Raw genomic sequence first — 19,946 nt, forward strand, 5'->3', positions numbered from 1 at the left:
CCCGCGTCTCGACCGGCTGGCGGCCGGGCGGGCGTTCATCCAGCTTCGACACATCCATTTCGCCGAACTGCGCCAGCGCCAGCGTGCGCGGGATGGGGGTCGCCGTCATCACCAGCAGGTGCGGCGGCACATCGGCCTTTTCCGCCAGCATCATCCGCTGCGCCACGCCGAAGCGATGCTGTTCATCCACCACCGCGAGACCGAGCCGCCGGTACTGCACGCTGCCGGAAAAGATCGCATGCGTTCCCACCAGAATGTCGATCTCGCCCACCGCCAGCGCCGCCAGAACGGCCTCGCGCGCCCGGCCCTTTTCCCGGCCGGAAAGGAACCCCAGCCGCACCGGAAGATCGCCCAGCATCTTCTGCAGCGTGGCATGATGCTGCCGCGCCAGCAGGTCCGTCGGGGCCAGCAGCGTACCCTGCGCCCCCGCCTCCACGGCGATCAGCAACGCCATCAGCGCCACCAGCGTCTTGCCCGCACCCACATCGCCCTGCAGCAGCCGCAGCATGGCATGGGGGGCCGCCATATCGCCCGCGATCTCGGAAACGGCGTGGCGCTGCGCGCCCGTCAGCGGCCAGGGCAACTGCCGCAACAGCGCCTCCGTCAGCCGGCCGGTGCCCGCCAGCGGCTGGCCGCGCTGCCGCCGCCGGCGCGCCCGCACCAGCGCCCAGGCCAGTTGCGTCGCCAGCAGCTCGTCATAGGCCAGCCGGTCGCGCGCCGCCTGGCTGTCCGCCCGCCCATGCACCTGCCGCAGCGCCCCGGCGAAATCCGGCCAGCGCCGCTGCGCCAGCAGGCCCGGCTCCACCCATTCCGCAAGCGCCGGCGTCCGCTCCAGCGCGGCCTGCGCCAGCATCGCGATGCGCTTCGAATTCAGCCCCTCCGTCAACGGATAGACGGGCTCCATCTCCGCCGCACCGGGCTTGCGCAATTCGGGGTGGATGATCTGGAACCGCCCGTTCCACAGCTCCAGCCGCCCCGCCACCACCAGCTCCGCGCCCACCGGAAAGCGCGCGGCCAGCGCCGCCCCCTTCGGCCCGAAGAAGGCCAGCAACAGCCCGGTTCCCGAAGCATCGTCCGCCAGGATGCGGAACGGCCCCCGCCCCCGCGCCGGCTCGTGCGCCGTCACCCGCACCGCAACCGCGAGTCGCTCCCCCTCCCGCGCGCCGGCCAGGCTGTCGGCGTTGCGCGTCTCCCGCCAGCCGACGGGGAAGTGGAACAGCAGGTCCTTCACCCGGCCGATCTCCAGCCGCTCCAGCGCGCGCGCAGCGGCAGGCCCCACGCCCGGCAGGGCGGCGATCTCGGCAAACAAGGGGTTGAGCAGGTCGGGGCGCATCGTTAGGCGGGGGTAGCAACCCTTCAGGCGGCCCGCAATTTGTGCGTGCCGCCCATTCTGGCGTGCAGCGAATCTGGGAGCGGATATGGACGGCGAAGCCTGGCGCAAGCGCACCCTGTGGCGGGCGCATCATCGCGGCACCAAGGAAGCCGACATGCTGGTCGGCGGCTTCGCCGATCGCTGGATCGACGAGCTTGGCGAAGACGGCCGCCGCTGGTTCGAAGCCCTGCTCGAAGAACAGGATGTGGACATCCTCGCCTGGGCCTTCGGCACCACGCAGCCCCCCGAACGGCTGGCGGGCGAATGGATGCAGCGCCTTGCCGCCAAGGATTATCTGAAGCTGGCGCCGCGCTGATGCTCCCCATTGACGAGATCGCGCGGTCCGCCCGCGCCCTTCGCCTCACCGGCGCGCCCGCCGGGCTGCTGCCGCTGCTGATGGCGGGCCTCGCCCGCGCCGGCGGCCTTGATGGCCGTCGCGCCGTGCTGATCGCGGCCGATGAAGCGGCCGGTCGCGCCGTGGTGGAAGCCGCGCCCTTCTTCGCGCCCGATGTCACCCCCATCTGGCTGCCGGGCTGGGATTGCCTGCCCTATGATCGCGCCAGCCCCGGCCAGCGCAACCTGGCCGAACGGCTGGCCGGCCTCGCCGCGCTGGCGAAGGCGCCCGCCGGGCCGGAACTGCTGGTCACCACCGTCAGCGCCGCCAGCCAGCGGCTTCTGCCCAGGGATGTCGTCGCCGGCGCCACGCTGGAAATCCGGCCCGGCGCCCGCATCGGCCGCGACGACCTCGTCGCAACCCTCCTGCGCGCGGGCTATTCCCGGGTGGACAGCGTGGCCGACGCCGGCGATTTCGCCGTGCGCGGCGGCCTCGTCGATCTGATCCCCCCCGGCGCGGGCGGCGGCGTCAGGCTCGATTTCTTCGGCGACGAAGTAGACGTCATCCGCACCATCGATCCCCTCACCCAGCTCACCATCGGAAAGTCGGCCGGCTTCACCCTGTTGCCGGTTTCCGAGCTGCTGCTGGATGAGGCCCGCATCAGGGCCTTCCGCGCCGGCTGGCTGGAACGCTTCGGCGCGGGTGCGACATCGGATCCGCTGTATCAGGCCGCCAGCGAAGGCCGGCGCGCGGCCGGGCTCGATCATTTCCTGCCGCTGTTCGAACCGGCCATGGTCACCCTGTGGGACTGGCTGGCGCCAACGGACATCCTCGTCACCGACAGCGGCGCCCAGGCCGCGGCAGACGCCCGCTTCGAAGCCATCGCGGATTACCACCAGAACCGGGTGGAAGCGCTGAAATCCCCGCCCAAGGGCAAGGCCAAGCTGGGCGCCGCGATCTACCGCCCGCTTCCGCCCGAGGCGCTCTATCTCTCGCCAGACGAATGGGCCGGCCATATCGCCCGCGCCCACGCCACCACGCCCCTGCCATCGGATGACGGGCTCGATCTCGGCGGCCTTCCCGCGATCGATTTCGCGCCCGCGCGCGTGGCTGCGGCCGCCGGTGGCCCGCCCGTGTACAAGGCCATCGCAGAGCGGATCGAAGCCGCCCGGGCAGACAGCCGCAAGCCCGTCCTCGCCGCCTATTCCGAAGGCTCGCGGGAACGTCTGTCCGGCCTGCTGAAGGAACAGGGTGCGAAATCGCTGCTGCCCGCCGCCGGCTGGCAGGATGCGCTGGGGATGGCCGCGAAGGGCGCCGTCCCCATCATCGTCCTCGGCCTCGACAGCGGCTTCCGCCATGCAGACGCAGAGATCTGGACCGAGCAGGACATGCTGGGCGACCGGCTCGTCCGCCGCCGCTCCGCCCGCAAGGCCGACGCCTTCCTGAAGGACCTGCAGACGCTGGAAGCCGGCGAACTCGTCGTTCACCAGGATCATGGCATCGGCCGCTACATCGGCCTCGTCCCCATCACCGTCTCCGGCGCCGCGCACGACACCGTCGCGCTCGAATATGCGGGCGGCGACAAGCTCTATGTGCCGGCCGAGAATCTCGACGTCCTCTCCCGCTATGGCAGCGAGAATGAGGGCGTGACGCTCGACAGGCTGGGCGGCACCGGCTGGCAGCAGCGCAAGGCGCGCATGAAGGAGCGCATCCGCGAAATCGCGCACGAGCTGCTGAAGACGGCAGCCCTTCGCGCCACCCGCGAAGCCGACGCCTTCGAGCTGGACGCGCAGGGCTATGCCGCCTTCCTCGACAAATTCCCCTGGGCCGAGACCGACGACCAGCTGAAGGCGACGGCCGACGTGATCGAGGATCTGGGCGCGGGCCGCCCGATGGACCGGCTGATCTGCGGCGACGTCGGCTTCGGCAAGACAGAGGTGGCGCTGCGCGCCGCCTATGTCGCCGCCTCCAACGGCTCGCAGGTGGCGGTGGTGTGCCCCACCACCCTGCTGGCGCGCCAGCATGCCGCCACCTTCCGCGAGCGCTTTGCCGAAACCGGCCTGAAGGTGGGCGCGCTCTCCCGCCTCGTGCCCGCGGCCGAAGCCAAGGCCACACGTGAGGGGCTGGCCGACGGCAGCGTCGACATCGTCGTCGGCACCCACGCGATCCTCGCCAAGGGGGTGGAGTTCAAGCGCCTCGGGCTCGTCATCGTCGACGAGGAACAGCGCTTCGGCGTCACCCACAAGGAACGGCTGAAGGCGCTGAGGCACGATGTGCATGTGCTGACGCTGACGGCCACGCCCATCCCGCGCACCCTGCAGATGGCGCTCAGCGGCATCCGCGAGCTCTCCGTCATCGCCACGCCGCCCGTCGATCGCCTTGCCGTGCGCACCACGGTTTCGCCCTGGGATCCGGTGGTCGTGCGCGAAGCGCTGCTGCGCGAACATTATCGCGGCGGGCAGAGCTTCCTCGTCGTCCCCCGCATTTCCGACCTGCCCGATATCGAGGCCTTCCTGCGCGAGGAGGTGCCCGAAGTGCGCTACGTGACGGCGCACGGGCAGATGGCGGCGGGCGAGATCGAAGACCGGATGACGGCCTTCACCGATCAGCGCTTCGATGTGCTGGTCTCCACCACGATCGTCGAATCCGGCATCGACATTCCAAACGCCAACACCCTCATCATCCACCGCGCCGACATGTTCGGCCTCGCCCAGCTCTACCAGTTGCGCGGCCGCGTGGGGCGCGCCAAGCGCCGCGCCTATGCCCTGCTGACGACCGCATCGGACGGCACGCTGACGGCGGCCGCCGAAAAGCGGCTGCAGGTGCTGGCGAGCCTCGATTCGCTGGGCGCGGGCTTCGAACTCGCGAGCCACGATCTCGACCAGCGCGGCGCCGGCAACCTGCTGGGCGACGAGCAATCGGGCCATATCCGCGAGGTGGGCTTCGAACTTTACCAGTCGATGCTGGAAGAGGCGATCGTCGCCGCCAAGGCCGAGGCGCGCGGCCTGCGCCCACCCGAAGACCCGACGTCGCCCACCATCTCCGTCGATGCGCCGGTGATGATCCCCGAGGATTATGTCCCCGATCTGGCGCTCAGGATGGCGCTCTACCGCCGCGCGGCAGACCTGTCGGACAAGGCCGGGATCGAGGCGTTTGCGGCAGAAATGATCGACCGCTTCGGCCCGCTGCCCGAAGGCGCCGCCAACCTGCTGAAGATCGTGGAGGCAAGGAACGCCGCCAGGAAGGCGCATGTGCAGAAGATCGAGGTGGGGCCGAAGGGTGCGCTCGTCACCTTCGTGAACGATCAGTTCCCCAATCCGGCAGGCCTCGTGGAATGGATCCAGCGCCTGAAGGGGCAGGCGAAACTCAGGCCGGATCAGAAGCTGTTCCTAGCCCGCGATTTCGGCAACGGCGACGCCCGGCTGGCCGGCGCCGTGGCGCTGGCGCGCGGGCTGGCGCAGGCCGCACTCCGCAGCGTGGAGGCAAAGCCTGAGCCGGTGAAGCCCACCCCCATCCAGCGCCCCGCGATCCCCGGCGTGTTCAAGAGCAAGCGGCGCTGAACCGGCGCCCTTGCCGGCCGACCACGCACGGTCCACCATCCGCCCCATGAAAACCCCCGCGATCGCCGCCCTCGCCCTGCTCGCCGCAGCCATCCCCGCCCAGGCCCAGCCGTCCGCCGCCGTGCAGGCCGAAGCGCGGGAGATGTTCGCGAAGATCATCTCCTACCCCTCCGTCGCGGGCTCGCCCGCCGTGGGGCAGCTGGCCGACTATCTGGCAGGCGAGTTCCGCAAGGCCGGCTTCAGCCCCGGCGACGTCGAGATCGTCGACGCCGGCGGCCACCCCGGCCTGATCGTCACGCTGCGCGGCAAAAGCAAAAAGCCGCCGATCCTCTTCCCCTCCCACATGGATGTCGTCGGCGCGAAGGCCGAACAGTGGAAAAGCGACCCCTACACGCTCACCGAACGGGATGGCGCGCTCCATGGCCGCGGCACCGTCGACAACAAATATGGGCTGCTGACACAGGCGCAGGCCTTCATCCGCCTGAAACGCGAAGGCTTCGTGCCGAACCGCGATCTAATCCTGGTGTTCAGCGGAGACGAGGAAGTGGGCGGCGCCTCCGCCCGGGCGCTGGCTGAGCGCCTGAAAGGGGCCGCCTATGCGCTGAACTCGGATGCCGGCGGCGGCTTCCGGGGCGCGGACGGCAGCACCAGCTATGCCATCCAGGTGGGCGAAAAAACCTACGCCAGCTTCGATCTGACCATGCGCAACCCGGGCGGCCATTCCTCGCGCCCCCGGGCAGACAACGCCATCTACGCGCTGGCCCGCGCCCTCACGCGGCTGGAAGGGCACCGCTTCCCCGCGCACTGGCACCCGGTGGTGCTGCAAGGGCTGCAGGCGCAGCTGCCCGGCCTTCAGGACCCGATGAAATCGGCCGTCGCGGCCTTCATCGCCAGCCCGTCCCAGCAGACGGCCGACTCCATCGCCGCCATCGATCCGGCCGCCTTCCCGGAAATGCGCACCACCTGCGTCGCCACCATGCTCCGCGGGGGGATCGTGGAAAACGCCCTCGCAACCGACGCGACGGCCACCGTGAACTGCCGCATCTTCCCCGGCGAGACGGTGGCCGAAACCCGCGCCACGCTCGCCCGCGTCGCCGGAGACGACAAGCTGGAAATCAGTCCGCTGGGCAACCCGATGGAAGGCCCGCTGTCGGATACGCCGCCCGAAGTCCGCGCCGCGCTGGCGAAACAGCTGCCGCCCGGCACCCGCCTCACCCCCTATATCGAAGCCGGCGCGACGGACGGCCTTTTCTTCCGCAACGCAGGCATCCCCACCATCGGCGTCGGCCCGCTCGTCGAAACCGAGGGCAGCGATTACAATTACCACGGCATCGACGAACGCGTGCCCGTCGGAGAATTCAACGCCGGGCTGGATCACTATTACCTGCTGGCAAAGGCGCTGTCGGGCGGGAAGTAGGGCGCTCTCCGCCCACCGGAGCCCCTTCCGTCCCCCTACCCATCTTCCCGCAGCACACGCGGATCGGGCTGTTCGTCGCTGTCCTGCGTCAGCTGGCTCACCAGCCGGTTGTAGTTGAAGCTGGAACGGTCCCCCACCTTGTCCAGGTGGCGTTCGATCCACTCGCTCGCCGCCTCGCGACCCTTGTCGCGCAGGCTCAGCAGGAAGTGCCGGTCCGCCAGCAGCTTGGACGACGGCGGCAGTTCGCCCAGCGCGCGGTCGCCATGGATCATGTGCAGGTGGGTCTTGCGGTGCCGGTCCGCGGAAAGTTCGCCCGCGTTGATCAGCCGGTTGCGCTCGGCGATGAAGCGCAGCTCGGTGATCAGGCTGGCGTTGAAGCTGATTTCCGACAGGCGGTCCAGGATATCGGCCGCCTTCCTCGGCAGCTCGGTGCGCACGATGGGGTTCAGCTGCACGATCAGCACATCGTCGGCGTCGGTCGCGCGCGTCATCGGCTCGATCGCCGGGTTGGCGATATAGCCGCCGTCCCAATAACCTTCACCGTCGATCATCGGCGTCTGGAACAGGGATGGCAGGCAGGCCGACGCCAGCACCATCTCCACCGTCAGCTCATGCTCCCGCCAGCAACGCAGGCCCCCCGTCGCCACATGGGTGGTGTTGATGAACAGCTTGATGCGGCGCTGGCGGCGGACCTTCTCGAAGTCGATCAGCTCCAGCAGCGCCGCGCGCAGCGGGTTATTGTCTGTCGCGGAAACATCATAGGGGCTGAACATCCGGCTCGCCGCCATGGAGGCTTCGAAGATGACCGGCTCGATCATCTTGTACCAGGGCCAGTTGCGCAGCGGGTTCATCCGGTCCGCCGCATCGGCGATCCCCAGCCAGAACTGTTCCAGCTGGGCCCGCGCCTGTTCCCTGCCGCCTTCCACAAGCCCTTCGGCCATCACCACCGCGTTCATCGCCCCGGCCGAAGTGCCGGAAATCGCCGTGAACGCCAGCTCCGGCTCCTCCAGCAGCCGGTCCAGCACGCCCCAGGTAAAGGCGCCATGCGCCCCGCCCCCTGCAACGCCAGGTTCAGCTTCCGTGTTCCGTCATCTCCCATGGCATGCCCCCTTGCCGAAGCCGCCTCCTTAGCAGGTGCAGCAAAAGAGGCCAACGCACCCGGCGGCAGCGGCTAGAGCGGATAGCCCGAAAAGGCCTTGGTCCGGTGCATGGCCACGCTGCTCGACACCCGCTCGATCTGCCAGGGCCCGGCGGTCCAGTCCGCTGTCAGGTCGCGCCATTCGGCCATGTCGGTCACGATCACCTTCACCAGATAATCGCTCTTGCCCGAAATCTCGGCCGCCTCCAGCACGCGTGGATCGGCCGCGAACATCGCCTCCAGCGCCCGGAAATCCTCCGGCAGATGCCGCTTCAATGTCACCTCGCCATAGATCAGCAGCGCCGCGCGCAGCTTCTCCACCGCGATGTCGGCCCGATAGCCGGTGATGATCCCGATCTGCTCCAGCCGCCGCACCCGTGCCAGGCAGGCGCTGGGCGACAGCGCCACCTCCTCGGCCAGCGCGGCGTTGGTGATTCGGCCATCCCGCTGCAGAACAGCCAGAATCTTGCGGTCGATCCGGTCAATGCTGTCCACTTGTGTCTCCGCCGCAGAAAATTCGGTTTCCACCGCATTCTTTCGTTACCCCGGTTCCGCCCCCTCGGGCAAGAAGGGGCATGGCGACAGCAGCAGTGAATCTTTCCGAATGGCGCGTCCGTCCGGCCGGGCCTTCGGACCTGTGCGGCCTGAAGGCGCTCGCCGAACTGACGGGCGGTGGCTTCACCAACCTGCCCAATGACCGCGCCGCGCTCGCCGAACGCATCGAGCGGTCAGAGGCAAGCTATGCCGCCCTTCTCACCGAGCCGCAGGATGAAAACTACCTCCTCGTCCTCGAACATGCGCCCACGGGCCGCATCGGCGGCACGGCCTGCCTGTTCAGCCGGGTCGGCGTGCGCTGGCCCTTCTATTCCTACAAACTCACCACCCTTTCCATGCACTCGAAAGAGCTTGGGCGCACTTTCCGCACCCAGGTGCTGCACCTGGTGAATGATTTCGAAGGCGCCAGCGAGGTTGGCGGCCTGTTCCTGCACCCGGATCTGCGCACGGGCGGCCTCGGCCGCCTGCTCGCCCGCAGCCGCTACCTGTTCCTCGCCCTTCACCGTCCCCGCTTCGGAGACAGGGTTCTGGCCGAGCTGCGCGGCCGCATGCGCCCCGACGGCAGCGCCCCCTTCTGGGATGGCCTCGCCGGCAAGTTCTTCGGCATGGGCTTCCAGGAGGCAGACGCCTTCAACGCCGTGCAGGGCAACCAGTTCATCGCGGATCTGATGCCCAAATATCCCGTCTATGTGGCGATGCTCCCGGATGAGGCACGCGAAGCGCTGGGCCAGCCGCACGAACAGGGCCAAGCGGCCATGCGCATGCTGGAAGCCGAGGGCTTCGCCTTCCACGGCTATGTCGACATCTTCGATGGCGGCCCCACGCTGGATACCCGCCTCGCGGACATCCGCACCGTGCGTGAAGCCGTTCCCGCCCGCGTGACAGGTATCGCCAACGGCCATGGCGGCGCCGTCCGGCTGGTCGCCGGCGGGCAACTGAAGCAGTTCCGCTGCGCCGCCCTGCCGCTGCGCATGTCCGACGACGGCGAGCTGCTCGCCGGCGCCGAAGGGCCGTTCCAGTCCGGCGACGAGGTGTTGCATGCGCATTTCTGAAACCCTTCAAAGCACCCGCCCCCATGAAGGCAGCCTCCTGTGGGAAGGCCCCGTCGCATCCGGGGCCGATGTCGCCGCCGCCGTCGCTCGCGCCCGCGCCGCGCAGCCCGGCTGGTTCGCCGCCGGCCCAGAGGCCCGGATCGCCGTTGTCCGTGCCTTCAAGGCCGTGGTGGAGGCAGAGGCGGATGCGTTCGCCCGCCTGATCGCGGCGGAAACGGGCAAGCCCCTGTGGGAGGCCCGAACGGAAGTCGGCAGCGTCGCCGCCAAGGTGGAAATTTCCATCACCGCCCATGCCGAGCGCACCGGCAATCGCGAAGCCCCCTTCCAGGCAGACCCGGCCGGCGCGCGGCAGGCGCTTAGGCACAAGCCGCACGGCGTGCTGGCGGTGCTGGGGCCTTATAATTTCCCGGCCCATCTGCCCAACGGCCACCTCGTCCCCGCGCTGATCGCGGGCAACGCCATCGTCTTCAAGCCCAGCGAACTGACCCCGGCGACGGGCGCCTTCATGGCCGGGCTCTGGGCAAGGGCGGGCCTCCCCGATGGCGTCCTCACCGTCGTCCAGGGCTCGGGCGCCACCGGCCGGGCGCTGGCGGCTGCCGATACGGATGGCCTGCTCTTCACCGGCTCCGCCCCCACCGGCGCGGCACTTGCACGCCAGTTCGCGGAAACCCCGCACCGCATCCTCGCGCTTGAGATGGGCGGCAACAACCCGCTGGTCGCCTGGGATCTGGCCGATGCCGATGTGGAGGCCGCCGCCCTCGTCATCGTCCAGTCCGCCTTCCTGTCCGCCGGGCAGCGCTGCACCTGCGCCCGCCGCCTCATCATCGAAGACGGCACACAGGACAGGCTGATGGATGCAATCGTGGCGCTGGCCGACGGCCTCGTCATCGACCAGCCCTTCGCAGAGCCGCAGCCCTTCATGGGCTGCGTCATCTCCAACCAGGCGGCAGACGGGCTGCTGGACCGCGCCGGCGCCATCCACGGCAAGACGATCCGCCCGCTGCTGCGGCTGAAGGAAGGCCTGCCCTTCCTCACCCCCGGCCTTGTCGATGTCACCGGCCTGTCCGTGCCCGATGACGAGCTGTTCGGCCCCTTCCTGCAGGTGATCCGGGTGAAGACCTTCGAACGCGCCATGGCTGCGGCGAACGCCACCCGCTTCGGCCTGTCCGCTGCCCTGCTCGGTGGGGATCGCGCCCTCTATGATCGCTTCTGGGCCGGCAGCCGGGCGGGCGTCGTCAACTGGAACCGCCCCACCAACGGGGCCGCCTCCAACGCCCCGTTCGGCGGCGTCGGCCTGTCGGGCAACCACCGCCCCAGCGCCTATTATGCCGCCGACTACTGCGCCTGGCCCGTCGCCAGCGTAGAGGCGGAAACGCCGTTCATCGCCAGGCCGATGGGGGTCCGCTGATGCCCGAACTCAATCTCGACGGCCTCGTCGGCCCCAGCCACAATTATGCCGGCCTCAGCCTCGGCAACCTCGCGGCGGAACGCAACGCCGGGGCGGTCAGCGCCCCGCGCAGCGCCGCGCTTCAGGGCCTCTCCAAGATGCGGCTGCTCGTTTCGCTGGGCGTGCCGCAGGGCCTGCTGCCCCCGCATCGGCGGCCCAACACCCGCTTCCTGCGCAGCCTCGGCTACGAGGGCGAAGATGCCCGCGTTCTGGCCGATTGCGCCGCAGAGGATCCGCAGCTGCTGGCTGCCGCCTTTTCCGCCAGCAGCATGTGGACGGCGAACGCCGCCACCGTCAGCCCGGCCGCAGACACTGCCGACGGCCGCACCCATTTCACCGTCTCCAACCTCGTCACCATGCCGCACCGCAGCCAGGAATGGCCGGAAACCATGGCCCAGCTGAAGCTCGCCTTCGCGGACGAGCGGCATTTCGCCGTCCACTGGCCGGTGCCGCCCGGCTTCGGGGATGAAGGCGCGGCAAACCACATGCGCTTCTGCGCGGGCCACGAAGGCGAAGGCGTCGAAGCCTTTGTCTATGGCCGCAACCGGGGCGGCGCATTTCCCGCGCGGCAGCATGTCCGCGCCAGCCAGGCCGTTGCCCGCAGCCATGGCGTGAAGCAGGCCCTGTTCCTCGAACAGGCCGACGCCGCCATCCAGGCCGGCGCCTTCCACAATGATGTGGTCGCCGTCAGCAACGAACAGGTGCTGTTCGCCCATGAACAGGCCTTCCAGGATCGCGACAGCGCCATCGCGGCGCTGCAGGCCCGGGTGCCCGGCTTCATGCTGGTGGAAGCTCCGGCCGCAGACGTGCCGCTGGCCGACGCCATCGCCTCCTATGTGTTCAACGCCGCGCTCGTCAGCGTCGGCAAGGGCGAAACGGCCCTGATCCTGCCGAAAGAGGCCGAGGAAACGGCAAGCGTCTGGCGCTGGCTTCAACGCGTGAAACAGGATGCCGCCAACCCGATCAACCATCTGCATGTGATGGATCTCAGGGAAAGCATGCGAAACGGCGGCGGCCCCGCCTGCCTGCGCCTGCGCGTGCCCCTGTCGGCCGAGGCGCTTGCCGCGGTCGACCCGCGTTTCCTGCTGGATGAAGCCCGGCTCGACCGGCTCGAACGCCTCGTCGAACAATGGTGGCCGCAGGCGATCGCGCCGGCCGATCTCGCGCTCCCGGATCTCTGGCGCCAGTGCCACGCCGCGCATCAGGCGCTGCTGACGGAACTGGGCATCGCCCCCGCCGAACTGGGGCTCTGACGCCCCCATTGCCCGCCCCTGTTGCCAGACGGGGCCGCCCGATGGCAGACTTCCGCCCGGGGCCGCCCACATGGAACGGCAGGGGAACAGGCACATGGATCTCGCGGCAGGGCTCGCACTCGGGGCGCTCGTCGGCGCGCTGGTGGGGTTGTCATCGGTTCCCGTCGTCGCGGCCGTCGTCACGGCGCTTGTCGCGCTCCTCGTCGCCTTCTTCGGCCTCCAGGGCTCGGCCGGGCCGCTGAAGGCCAACGCCTCGGCCGCCCGCGTCGCCGGCTTCGGCGCGGGCATGCTCCTCTTCCTGATCCTTGGCGTCCTCGCGCGCACCGGCGGCTGGCTCCAGCCCTCCATCTCCCAGCGCGTCGGGGCCTATCAGGCCGCCGGCTATGCAGATCCGCTGGCCCATGACCTCGCCCTCTATGAACATCTCGGCCTCCTCACCGGGTCGCTGAAGGGCCAGAGCGCGCCCGAAGCACCGGTCCCCGGATCCGGCATCCTGTTCTCCGACAAGGCCGATCCCAATTGCGGCGCGCTCGCCGCAGACCGCTTCGATCAGCCCGCCGACCGGATCGAGGCGATGCGCCAGACGGGCGCGGACTGGGCCGCCGTGGGGGCCGCAGCCGCCGCTCTCGGCCCGGCCGAAGGCGCCGCCCTCGCAGACGCCGCCTGGGGGCTTGCATGCCGGCCGCGCGACTGATCCGCGCCACGCTCGCGCTGGCCGCCCTGCTTGCCGCACAGGCAGGCCATGCCCAGTCCCCCTCGCCGCAGCTGGTCCAGGCCGCGCTCAGGGATGTCGCGCAGGTGATTGCCAACGGCTGCGCCGGCAGCGGCGCGCGAACCGGCACCGCATTCGTCTGGCCGGATTCCACGCGCATGGTCACCGCCCGGCATGTGGTGGCGGGCTGTTCCAATGTCCGCGTCCAGTTCCCCGGCGGCCCCAGCTTCACCGCCCGGCCCGAACGCGAGCTCGCCAGCCATGATCTCGTGCTGCTGCGCCTTTCCGCCGCCAGCGGCCGGCAGCCCGTTCGCATCGGGGATGCCATCCCGCCCATCCATTCGCAGGTCGCGGCGGTCGGCTATGCGCTGGGCGCCCCCACGCCGGATGACAAACTGCTCACGATCACGGCCGCCAACGCGCCGCCCGGCGCAAGGCTGCGCGACATGCTGCCGCTCAGCTTCCAGCAGCAGTTGCAGGCGTCCGGCGCGCTGTCGCTCGCCACGGAAATCCTCCGGCTCGACGGCAATCTTCTCAGCGGACATTCCGGCGCGCCCCTCATCGCGCATGATGGCCGGGTGGTCGCCATCGGCTCGGGCGGCCTCCAGAACGGCGCGGGCGGCCTCGTCTGGGCGGTGCGCACCCGCTATCTCGTGTCGCTTCAGCAGCAGCCGCAAATCACCGCGGTGGCCGCGCTCGCCCGCCCGACGGGGCTGGTCTTCGCAGATCAGGCCCCGCAGGCGAACGTCCGCCAGCAGGCCTGCGGCAGCTTCACCCTCTCGCTCGCCCGCACCGTGCCGCTCTCCGTCCTCTCGCAGGACAGCGACGACCAGCGCGGCCTGCAACAGCTGCTCGGCACGATCGGCGCTTCACTGGACGAAACCGGCGGCGACCGGTTCGACGTCTGGGTCGATCGGGAATCGGGCGCGGCCATCCCGCTGCCCGCCGGCACCCAGCTTCAGAACGGCCCGGTCGGCTGCATCGCCATCCTGTCGCCCACCGTGGGCTTCAACATCGTCGCCGTCCGCGCAGACGACAGCAGCGGCCTGCCGGCCTCCGCACAGATCCAGAACGCATCGGTCACCTTCGAACAGGTGCTGGCCTCAAGCTTCCCCGGCCTCATGCCGGACCCGGCCTTCACCTACGCCGCCCCCGTCACCCGGCCAGACGGCTTCCTCGCGAACCGCAAGGGCGCCGCCCGCAACTTCCCCGTCGCGCCCGGCATGTTCCAGGCGGATTATGTGTTCCTCACCCACATCACGCGCGGCAACACCTATGTGGGCGTCAGCGCGATCCGCAACAACATGCAGCTGGATACGCAGATGGCGATGGCCTGCGCCCCGAACCCGCGCGCGCCGCAGTGCGCGCCGTTCCGGGCCGCCTTCCGGGATTGGGCGCTGGCGGCCGCCGCCGTCCATCTGGCGACGATCCCGCCGATCTAGCGCCGGGCTACCAGATGTTCACCCGCTCCTCTTCGGGCAGGTACATCCTGTCGCCGGGCTTCACGCCGAAGGCTTCATACCAGGGGGCATGGTTCCGCACGGTCATCGGCCGCCAGTTGCCGGGGCTGTGCGGCCCCACCGTCAGCTGCCGCTCCATCGCCGCGTCGCGATACTTGCTGCGCCAGATCTGCGCAAAGCCCAGGTAGAAGCGCTGCGGCCCCGTCACGCCGTCGATCACCGGGGCCTTCTTCCCCTTCAGGCTCATCTGATAGGCGTCCCAGGCGATGTTCAGCCCGGCGATGTCGCCGATGTTCTCACCCAGCGAAAGCTTGCCGTTGATGGGCTTGCCCGGCAGCGGCTGATAGGTCTCCACCTGCCGCACCAGCACGTCCGACAGCTTCGTGAACCGCTCCACGTCGGCCGGCGTCCACCAGTCCGAAAGCTTGCCGTCCGGATCATATTTGCGGCCCTGGTCATCGAAATGGTGCGTGATCTCGTGCCCGATCACCGCGCCGATCGCGCCATAGTTCACCGCCGGATCGGCCTTCGGGTCGAAGAAGGGCGCCTGCAGGATGGCGGCCGGGAACACGATCTCGTTCCAGGTGGGGTTCGCATAGGCGTTCACCGTCATCGGCGTCATGAACCATTCGCTGCGGTCGATGGGCTTGCCCAGCTTGGAGAGGTTGCGTTCATATTCGAACGCATAGGCGCGGCGGGCATTGCCCACCGCATCGCCGCGCACCACCTCCAGCGCGCTGTAGTCCCGCCACACGTCGGGATAGCCGATCTTCGGCTTGAAGCGCGAAAGCTTGAAGCGCGCCGCCTCCCGCGTCTTCGGATCCATCCAGGCCAGATTCGCCAGGCGCTTGTCCATGGCGGCGATGATGTTCGTCACCAGCTCGTCCATCTGCGCCTTGGCCTCCGGCGGGAAATGCCGGGCCACATATTCCTGGCCCACGGCTTCGCCCAGCGCGCCGGTCGTCATGTTCACGGCCTGCTTCCACCGCTCTTCCTGCTTCGGCGTGCCAGACAAAGTGGTGCCGTAAAAGGCGAAGGTCTCGTCGCGATAGGCCTTGGGCAGCAGCTGCGCCGCGTTGCGCAGCGTATGGTATCGCATCCACGCCTGCCAGTCCGCGACAGGCGCCGTTTCCACCAGCTTCGCGATCCCCTTCAGCGCAGGGGGCTGGTTCACGTTCAGGCTGGCTTCGCCCGCAACCCCGGTGATCGTGCGGAACGCCGCCCAGTCCACGCCGGGGAACTCCGTGCCCATGGCAGCCGCCGGGACCGGGTTGTAGCGCTTCTCCGCCTGCCGGTTCTCCACATTCGTCCAGTGGGTGCGGGCGATCTCCGTCTCCAGCGCAACGATCCGCGCGGCATCGGCCTTCGCGTCCGCCTCGGCCACGCCAGACAGCTGCAACAGCCGGGCGACATGGGCTTCATAGGCCGCCTTCTGCGGGGCGAAGCGGGCCTCCAGGTAATAGTCGCGGTTGGGCATGCCCAACCCGGACTGCACCAGGCTCACCGTCATTTTCGACGGATCCTTCAGATCCTGCGAAATCCCCATGCGGAAGGGCGAAGGCCCGCCGTCCCGGTTGGCACGGGCAAACGCGTCAGACAGCTGCTTGCGCGTCGTGATGGCGGCGATCGCGTCCAGGTCCGGCTTCATCGGGGCCAGCCCCGCCGCCTCGATCCCGGCCTCGTCCATCAGGGTCGCGTGATAATCGCCCACTTTCTTCAGGCCGCCGGTCGCCTGCGAACTGGCGGCGGCCTCGTCCATGATCGCGCGCGTGCGGGTCAGGGAAAGCTCGCGCAGCACATCGAACATGCCCCACGAAGCGCGGTCGGCGGGAATCTCGGCCGTCCGGGCCCAGCCGCCGTTCGCAAAGGCGACGAAATCGTCGCCGGGCTTCACGCTGCGGTCCATGCCGCTGGTATCCACGCCGAACGTGCCCCGTTCGGGGCCACCCGAACCGGCCGCCGCGGCGGATACCGGCGAAAGCGCCAGCGGAGCAGCCGACAGCAGCAGGGCGGCAAGGATACGCGGCAGGATGGAAGATTGGATCATGGGGTCTCCGGATTGGCCCACCTTCATGCGGGCAGTTGAAGTCTCAGCGGTTCTTCGCGGGCACCCACAGGATGTCGCCGCCGCCGCCGGCCGCCGGCCGGTTGGCGTGCCGGGCCATCACGAACAGATGGTCGCTCAGCCGGTTCAGATAGTGGATGGCAACCGGGTTCACCGGCCCCTCGCCGCGCGCCAGCACCGCGTCCCGCTCGGCCCGGCGCACCACCGTCCGCGCCAGATGCAGATAGGCCGAAAGCGCCGTGCCGCCGGGCAGGATGAAGCTGTTCAGCGGTGCAAGTTCGGCATTCATCGCGTCGATCTCGGCTTCCAGCCGGCTCACCTGCTCCGGCACCACGCGCAGTGCCTGGTCGTCGCGCCAGTCGTCGCCCGGCGTCGCAAGGTCCGCCCCCAGGTCGAACAGGTCGTTCTGGATCCGCTCGATCATCGCCAGCTGTTCGCCCGCCGCGTGCAGCCGCGCCAGCCCCAGCACGCTGTTCGCCTCGTCCGTCGTGCCATAGGCCGCCACGCGCGGGCAGTCCTTGGCGACACGGCTGCCGTCCACCAGCCCGGTGGTGCCGTCGTCCCCGGTGCGCGTGTAGATCCGGTTCAGCTTCACCATGCCGGCCGCGCCTGTCAGCCGCCCGAAAGCCCGCGGCCGCCGATCACCAGCAGCAGGATCACCAGCAGGATGGTCAGCGCCTGGAAGCCCACCCGCATGGACATATATTTGTTGGATTGCTGGCCGCTGATGTCCTTGCCCTGCGCCATGGTGACGATCCCGCGGATCAGCACATAGGCGGTGGCGCCGGCAGCCAGCACGATAAGCGCGATGAGAAGGCCGTTCATGGCCCCTTCCTATCAGCGCCCGCCGGCAAGCGCACCCCCGGATTTCAGGGCAGAAAGACGCAGTCCGGGCCGCCCGGTGGCAGGTCGGCCAGCCGCGCCGCCAGCGCCGGCCCATCCACCCCCGCCGCGCGCAGCGCCGCCAGCGTTTCCGCCCGGTCCCGCTTCGCCAGCCGCCGCCCGTCGGGCGCCAGCAGCAGCCGGTGATGGTGATAGCGGGGTTCCGGCAGCCCCAGCAGCGCCTGCAGCAGCCGCTGCACCGGCGTCGATTCGATCAGGTCGCGTCCGCGCACCACGTCGGTCACCCCCTGGAAGGCGTCGTCCGCCACCGCCGCCAGCATATAGCCCACGCCGATGTCCTTGCGGGCCAGAACGATGTCGCCCTCGCCCAGCGGATCGGCCACCATCCGGCCCTGCCCGGCTTCCATCCATGTCAGCGGCCCGGCAACCGCCGCCGCCTTTTCCACATCCAGCCGGATCGCCGGGTCGCGGCTCCCGGCCCGCGCAGCCGCCTCGGCCCGGTCCATCCCCCGGCAGGTGCCGGGATAGGCCGCCTGCGCCCCGTGCGGGGCTGCCGCGGCGGCGGCGATGTCGGCCCGCGTGCAGAAACAGGGATAGGTCAGCCCCATCGCCGTCAGCCGCGCCAGCGCCGCATCATGCGCATCTCGCCGCGTCGTCTGCACCAGCACCGAATCCGGCACCAGCCCCAGCCAGCCAAGGTCGGCGTGGATGGCATCGGCGAAATCCGGGCGGCAGCGCGTCGTGTCGATATCCTCGAGTCTCAGCAGCCAGCGGCCGCCCCCTGCCCGCGCCAGCCGCGCGCCAAGCACGGCCGACAGGGCGTGGCCCAGGTGCAACAGGCCGCTGGGCGAAGGCGCGAAACGGGTAACCGGATATTCAGCCTGCATCTCGCGCTTGACCTCAACAATATCTGGTGCTGTCATACCAAAGACATACAGCCTCTGGTATAGGGGCATCAGGAAGCGCAGGCGTGAAAGCGGCTGCCCGACGTGCGATAGGGATGGTGGCTGACGGGCCTGCTCCGGCGAGATGAGGAGCGGCGGCCATGTATCATCCCGATGTGATCCAGGATCGATGGCGTCCCGATCATGATCATGGCCGCTGGCAAAGCCCGCAGGCCTGCCCGGCCCTGGTGCTGAACGCCGATTACACCCCACTCTCCTATTATCCGCTCAGCCTGTGGTGCTGGCAGGATGCGGTGAAGGCCGCCTTCCTCGAACGGGTCGATGTGATCGCCCAGTATGAACGGGAAATCCGCTCCCCCAACTTCTCGATGCGGCTGCCCAGCGTTGTCGCGCTGCGCCAATATGTGAAGCCCAGCCAGAACCCGGCCTTCACCCGCTTCAACCTGTTCCTGCGCGATCGCTTCAGCTGCCAATATTGCGGCTCCACGCATGATCTCACCTTCGATCATGTCGTGCCGCGCGCCTATGGCGGCCGCACCACCTGGCAGAATGTCACCACCGCCTGCGCGCCCTGCAACCTCCGCAAGGGCGGCCGCACCCCGGCAGAGGCGCACATGCTGCCCCGCACGCGGCCGGTTCAACCCACGGCCCACCAGCTGCAGGAAAACGGCCGGGGATTCCCGCCGCACTACTGCCACGAAACCTGGCGGGATTACCTATACTGGGATACCGAGCTGGAGGCCTGATCGTCAGTCGGGCGCGGGCCCCAGCTGCTCCCACAGCTCCACCTTCACGCCGTCGCAGTCCAGGATCCAGGCGAAGCGGCCATAGTCCTCGTCCTGCCGGCCCAGGATCTCGATCCCCTTTGCCTTCAGGTCCCCCAGAAGGCCGTCTAGGTCATCGACCCGCAGGTTGATCAGGAAGGGCGCGTCGGATGGCGCGAAATAGTCCGTCTCGGCCTTGAACGGAGACAGCAGGGAAAAGCCCTGCGCGCTGTCTTTCGCGAAGGGGAACATCGCCCCCCACTCGCCGCCGATGCCCAGATATTCCCGATACCAGGCGCGCGTGCGCTCCACGTCGGAAACCTTATAGAACAAGCCGCCCAAACCGGTGACGCGCGCCATGCTGCCCTCCGCCTTCAGGGGGCGGAGGATAGCATGAAGTCGCCCGGCTTCAGCCGACAATCTCTTCCGGCTTGAAGAAGAAGGCGATCTCGATCGCGGCATTCTCTTCCGAATCCGAACCATGCACCGAATTCGCTTCGATGCTTTCGGCCAGTTCCTTGCGAATCGTGCCCGCATCGGCGTTGGCCGGGTTCGTCGCGCCCATCACCTTGCGGTTCAGCGCCACGGCATCCTCGCCTTCCAGCACCTGAACCACCACCGGGCCAGAGGTCATGAAGGCCACCAGGTCGGCAAAGAAGGGGCGCTCGCGGTGCACGCCGTAAAAGCCCTCGGCCTGGTCCTTCGTCATGTGGATGCGCTTCGAAGCCACCACCCGCAGGCCGGCCTCTTCCAGCATGGTCGTCACCTTGCCGGTGATGTTCCGGCGCGTGGCGTCGGGCTTGATGATCGAAAAGGTCCGGGTGACGGCCATTGCAGATATCCTGTGCGTTGCGGGGAAATTGGCGGCGGCCTTTAGCCGAGCATGGTGCAACGCACAAGGCCGGCCCACCAACCCCCGGCCCGCCCGGCACCTGAAGGACCAAAAAGCGACCCCCCGGCCCGCAGGGCCGCAAGCGCGACCGCGCGCCGCGCCCAATGGCGCGAAGCCAAGGCGGGCAGATGCCCGCCGCCCGGCGCCTGAGGGACCACACAATTCCCGGTGGCGAAC

The 19,946-nt window shown here is 69.2% G+C and carries 17 protein-coding genes and 1 pseudogene; 9 read left to right on the forward strand and 9 right to left on the reverse strand.

The window, feature by feature from the left end; translation table 11 throughout:
* On the reverse strand, positions 1 to 1,333 hold a 1,333-nt coding region (locus tag ACE3O8_RS08120; RefSeq protein ID WP_374388609.1), incomplete at its 3' end, for an ATP-dependent DNA helicase RecG.
* Between the two features lie 85 nt (positions 1,334 to 1,418).
* Here ACE3O8_RS08120 and ACE3O8_RS08125 point away from each other — a divergent pair.
* From ACE3O8_RS08125 to ACE3O8_RS08135, 3 genes are read left to right on the forward strand one after another with little or no spacing between them, the layout of a single operon-like run.
* Positions 1,419 to 1,688, forward strand: a complete 270-nt coding sequence (locus ACE3O8_RS08125) for a succinate dehydrogenase assembly factor 2 (RefSeq protein ID WP_374388611.1) — start codon at positions 1,419 to 1,421, stop codon at positions 1,686 to 1,688.
* Positions 1,688 to 5,266, forward strand: coding sequence for a transcription-repair coupling factor (gene mfd / locus ACE3O8_RS08130; RefSeq protein ID WP_374388612.1), 3,579 nt, complete (start codon positions 1,688 to 1,690; stop codon positions 5,264 to 5,266). The genes ACE3O8_RS08125 and mfd overlap by 1 nt, the downstream gene beginning before the upstream one ends.
* Before the next feature lie 46 nt (positions 5,267 to 5,312).
* A complete protein-coding gene (locus ACE3O8_RS08135; RefSeq protein WP_374388614.1) occupies positions 5,313 to 6,683 on the forward strand; it encodes a M20/M25/M40 family metallo-hydrolase in 1,371 nt (456 codons plus the stop codon).
* Positions 6,684 to 6,718: 35 nt separating this feature from the next.
* Here ACE3O8_RS08135 and ACE3O8_RS08140 read toward each other — a convergent pair.
* A pseudogene (locus tag ACE3O8_RS08140) lies at positions 6,719 to 7,732 on the reverse strand (patatin-like phospholipase family protein); the annotation flags it as partial.
* 122 nt (positions 7,733 to 7,854) lie between these two features.
* Positions 7,855 to 8,316 carry an Lrp/AsnC family transcriptional regulator gene (locus tag ACE3O8_RS08145; protein ID WP_374388616.1) on the reverse strand — a complete coding sequence of 154 codons (462 nt, stop codon included), beginning with the start codon at positions 8,314 to 8,316 and terminating at the stop codon, positions 7,855 to 7,857.
* Positions 8,317 to 8,396: 80 nt separating this feature from the next.
* Between ACE3O8_RS08145 and ACE3O8_RS08150 the strand changes: the two genes are divergently transcribed.
* The 5 genes from ACE3O8_RS08150 (at position 8,397) to ACE3O8_RS08170 (ending at position 14,282) form a co-directional block, all read left to right on the forward strand.
* On the forward strand, positions 8,397 to 9,428 hold the full coding sequence (locus ACE3O8_RS08150; protein WP_374388618.1) for an arginine N-succinyltransferase: 1,032 nt from the start codon (positions 8,397 to 8,399) through the stop codon (positions 9,426 to 9,428).
* Positions 9,421 to 10,836: a succinylglutamate-semialdehyde dehydrogenase gene (gene astD / locus ACE3O8_RS08155; protein ID WP_374388637.1), complete on the forward strand. Its 1,416-nt coding sequence runs from the start codon at positions 9,421 to 9,423 to the stop codon at positions 10,834 to 10,836. The genes ACE3O8_RS08150 and astD overlap by 8 nt, the downstream gene beginning before the upstream one ends.
* Entirely contained in the window at positions 10,833 to 12,128 is a 1,296-nt protein-coding gene (locus tag ACE3O8_RS08160; RefSeq protein WP_374388639.1) for an N-succinylarginine dihydrolase, read from the forward strand. Before astD ends, ACE3O8_RS08160 begins: the two co-directional genes overlap by 4 nt.
* 94 nt (positions 12,129 to 12,222) lie before the next feature.
* Positions 12,223 to 12,822, forward strand: a complete 600-nt coding sequence (locus ACE3O8_RS08165; RefSeq protein WP_374388620.1) for a hypothetical protein — start codon at positions 12,223 to 12,225, stop codon at positions 12,820 to 12,822.
* The gene (locus tag ACE3O8_RS08170) at positions 12,804 to 14,282 is read left to right on the forward strand and encodes a serine protease (RefSeq protein ID WP_374388622.1); all 1,479 of its coding nucleotides are present in this window, start codon (positions 12,804 to 12,806) and stop codon (positions 14,280 to 14,282) included. Before ACE3O8_RS08165 ends, ACE3O8_RS08170 begins: the two co-directional genes overlap by 19 nt.
* 7 nt (positions 14,283 to 14,289) lie before the next feature.
* Here the strand turns inward: ACE3O8_RS08170 and ACE3O8_RS08175 are convergent, their stop codons facing one another.
* Genes ACE3O8_RS08175 through gluQRS form a run of 4 tightly spaced genes read right to left on the reverse strand, consistent with a single transcriptional unit; the run spans position 14,290 to position 18,095 of the window.
* On the reverse strand, positions 14,290 to 16,347 hold the full coding sequence (locus ACE3O8_RS08175) for a M13 family metallopeptidase (RefSeq protein WP_374388624.1): 2,058 nt from the start codon (positions 16,345 to 16,347) through the stop codon (positions 14,290 to 14,292).
* A gap of 43 nt (positions 16,348 to 16,390) precedes the next feature.
* The gene (locus ACE3O8_RS08180; RefSeq protein ID WP_374388626.1) at positions 16,391 to 16,963 is read right to left on the reverse strand and encodes a cob(I)yrinic acid a,c-diamide adenosyltransferase; all 573 of its coding nucleotides are present in this window, start codon (positions 16,961 to 16,963) and stop codon (positions 16,391 to 16,393) included.
* Positions 16,964 to 16,977: 14 nt separating this feature from the next.
* Positions 16,978 to 17,190, reverse strand: coding sequence for a twin transmembrane helix small protein (locus ACE3O8_RS08185; protein ID WP_374388628.1), 213 nt, complete (start codon positions 17,188 to 17,190; stop codon positions 16,978 to 16,980).
* A 44-nt stretch (positions 17,191 to 17,234) separates the two neighbouring features.
* Complete coding sequence (gene gluQRS / locus ACE3O8_RS08190) at positions 17,235 to 18,095, reverse strand: tRNA glutamyl-Q(34) synthetase GluQRS (RefSeq protein ID WP_374388630.1); 861 nt, start codon at positions 18,093 to 18,095, stop codon at positions 17,235 to 17,237.
* A gap of 158 nt (positions 18,096 to 18,253) precedes the next feature.
* Between gluQRS and ACE3O8_RS08195 the strand changes: the two genes are divergently transcribed.
* Positions 18,254 to 18,859 carry an HNH endonuclease gene (locus ACE3O8_RS08195; protein WP_374388631.1) on the forward strand — a complete coding sequence of 202 codons (606 nt, stop codon included), beginning with the start codon at positions 18,254 to 18,256 and terminating at the stop codon, positions 18,857 to 18,859.
* Between the two features lie 3 nt (positions 18,860 to 18,862).
* On the opposite strand, the gene ACE3O8_RS08200 is transcribed toward ACE3O8_RS08195, so the two are convergent.
* Positions 18,863 to 19,237 carry a VOC family protein gene (locus tag ACE3O8_RS08200; RefSeq protein ID WP_374388633.1) on the reverse strand — a complete coding sequence of 125 codons (375 nt, stop codon included), beginning with the start codon at positions 19,235 to 19,237 and terminating at the stop codon, positions 18,863 to 18,865.
* Positions 19,238 to 19,286: 49 nt separating this feature from the next.
* Complete coding sequence (gene ndk, locus ACE3O8_RS08205; RefSeq protein WP_374388635.1) at positions 19,287 to 19,709, reverse strand: nucleoside-diphosphate kinase; 423 nt, start codon at positions 19,707 to 19,709, stop codon at positions 19,287 to 19,289.
* Positions 19,710 to 19,946 lie beyond the last annotated feature (237 nt).

The organism is Sandaracinobacter sp. (assembly GCF_041909755.1).
Taxonomy (GTDB): domain Bacteria; phylum Pseudomonadota; class Alphaproteobacteria; order Sphingomonadales; family Sphingomonadaceae; genus Sandaracinobacteroides.